Here is a 2,447-nt window from a genome sequence, read left to right as displayed (position 1 = left end):
CAAGACCCCAGCCGAAGCGATGAACGAGCTACTATTGGCCGCAAGCAACGGTGTTGCTTCCACCGATTGAATTCACCTTGGGCGCCCCGATCGGAATGGAATATGGCGCCGTCTGCGGCGAGGTGGCCGTGGTCGCGGGCCATCGTGAGAGCGTCGATGATCAGGCTCGTCCGCATGTGACTCGCCATCGACCAGCCCACGACCATGCGGGTGCACAAGTCGATCACGGTCGCCAGATACAACCAGCCTGACCCGGCCGCAAGTACGTGATATCGCCGCAGAACCTCGTTCCGGGGACTGCGGAGGTGAAGTCGCGAACCCCGTCACGGTCGAGCATGTGGTTCCTGATGTGCTCCGTTCGGGCGTTCGGGTCCACCGTCGTGGTCTTCTTCCACGCCCGCATTCTGACGGCTCTGAGGCCCCGGCTGTTGAGGATCGCACCGACCGTGCCGCCGGCGATACTGATGCCTTCCTGGCTAAGGATCGTGGTGATCTGGTCCCGGCCGGCCATGCCCATCTCCCGGGCAAAGACGCGGACAAGGGGCTTGAGGACCAACGCTCGGGAAAGTCACGCTAAGCGAGCAGGCCGGAGCATGAGCGGCGGTCGTGACGGATCGTCTTGTAATTCCGAGGGTGCTTATGCGGGTTGTGGACCCCGGTCAATGCTTTCTTTGTTGAGATGTCCGTAGATGGTGGATCGCGGCGTTTTCAGCAGGTCCGCAATCTGTTGAACGGTGAAGTTACCGGCGTCGTAGAGTTCTTGAGCGTCTGCGGCCTGGGCGGGAGTGAGCTTTGGCCGGCGGCCGCCTTTTCGTCCTCTGGCTCGTGCTGCGGCTAACCCATCCCGTGTGTTCGCGATGATCAGTTCTCGTTGAAGCTCTGCGAGAACGGAGAGCATCCCGAACATCGCGCGGCCTTCCGCTGTACTGGTATCGATACCCTGCTCAAGTACCCGGAGACCGACACCACGTTCGTTCAGGGCCGCGCCGAGCGTAACGAGGTGCAGGACGGAGCGGCCGAGCCGGTCGAGCCGTGTGATGACGAGTTGGTCGCCGCGCCTGTTCGCCGAGGCGAGGGCTTTGTCGAGCTCGGGGCGTGACGCTTTGGCGCCGCTGGCTCGGTCAAGGTAGATGTTCTCGGCATCCACGCCGGCACGAGTGAGGGCGTCGATTTGGTGGTCAGGGTTCTGGTCCGCGGTTGAAGCGCGGGCGTAGCCAATTAGGGGTCGGTAGAGAATTCGGAGCTTCAACTACGTGAAGCAACCTGTCTTGGGTGAGCAAGCTGTAGTCGTAGCCGTGAATTCAGCCACCGATCGGATGTGAACCCAGCGTCCAGGGTTCTGAGCAGTGAGGGAACGTAAACGTCCTCGGCATCGGTGGTGACTTAACTCAGTTCGCGCGGGCGGCGGATGTGGCCCTGTACCGCAAGGGAAACGCGATCCGCGAGGCCTACACCGAAGCATTGCGAAAGGTGATCCGATGAGCCAGCTCGAACGCCCCAGCCTGGCCTGCTCGGCCCCACGAAACGTCCGCACGCGGCCACCTGCTCATCATTCAGAAAATCAACCCGCACCCGACAACCGCAGAACCCACACGAACTTCTTACCGCCAACCGCGGTTCCAGTACTGGTCACTCCCCGCAATCGGTCGAGTCCGGCACACTTCTGCAGGCGGGGTCCCAGGTTTTGAAACTCAAGATTTCGCCCGCTTGAATGTCCGGGGTGTCCGAAAAAATTCGCGTCCCGTCAGGTCTTGCGAGTCCGTAGATGAAGATGCCGAATCGATCTGCGATTACCGATACGGCGTCCCCGGTAGCGACCGTGTAGGAAGCGGGAGTGCCGCCAGTATTCAGCGCTACGGTGCCGTTGGCCCCTACTCGCGGCCCGGAATCGGATGGTAGAAAAAGTGCCGTCGATGCCGCGCCCGATGACGGAACCGGGGAATCGCTCGAACTCGGAGGGGTTTGGCCTGATGACGAAGCCGGGGAGCTCGTAGGGGCCGATACCGATGATGCGGTTGTCGTAGTTGTTTGGCCCGAGGTGCATCCGGCGAGGCCCAGCGTTGCGCCCGATACGGCCAGGAAACACATCGCCAGGCGCAGCGTTTTGGATTGGTTCATGCTCTGATGCTTCCACATTTCCCCAATCTTGCCGATCGGGGGGCGTCTACACAATGGGACGAAGGTTGTAGTCCAATGTGTCGATGGTTCGATGTGATGAGCATTCATCTACTTCTACTTTCGTGATTGCGGGGATTCCCGCCAAACGAAGAGGAAGTCAGATATGAACATGAAGCGCAACTTTCTACTGGTCGGCGTAGTCACGGCGGCAGTCGTTCTTGCGGGATTTGGCTCATCTGCCGCGATGGCCGCGGGTGACGTCCCTGTGAGTGGTGGGGTTTCGGGTTCTTGAGCGTTGCATCGTCGACGTAAGAAGCCACCGTGTGATG

1 protein-coding gene and 1 pseudogene are annotated in these 2,447 nt (G+C 60.8%); both read right to left on the bottom strand.

The genetic code is table 11. The annotated features are described in order from the left end of the window. Positions 1-80: 80 nt before the first annotated feature. Positions 81-316: pseudogene (locus QN358_RS18790) on the bottom strand (DDE-type integrase/transposase/recombinase); the annotation flags it as partial. A gap of 321 nt (positions 317-637) precedes the next feature. Beyond that, positions 638-1,249, bottom strand: a complete 612-nt coding sequence (locus tag QN358_RS18785; RefSeq protein WP_323513270.1) for a recombinase family protein — start codon at positions 1,247-1,249, stop codon at positions 638-640. Positions 1,250-2,447: the final 1,198 nt, after the last annotated feature.

It is taken from the genome of Subtercola sp. RTI3, from assembly GCF_035018625.1.
GTDB lineage: Bacteria > Actinomycetota > Actinomycetes > Actinomycetales > Microbacteriaceae > Subtercola > Subtercola vilae.
The sequence above is the reverse complement of the archived record's forward strand: the minus strand, read 5'-3'. Positions and strand labels throughout refer to the sequence as shown.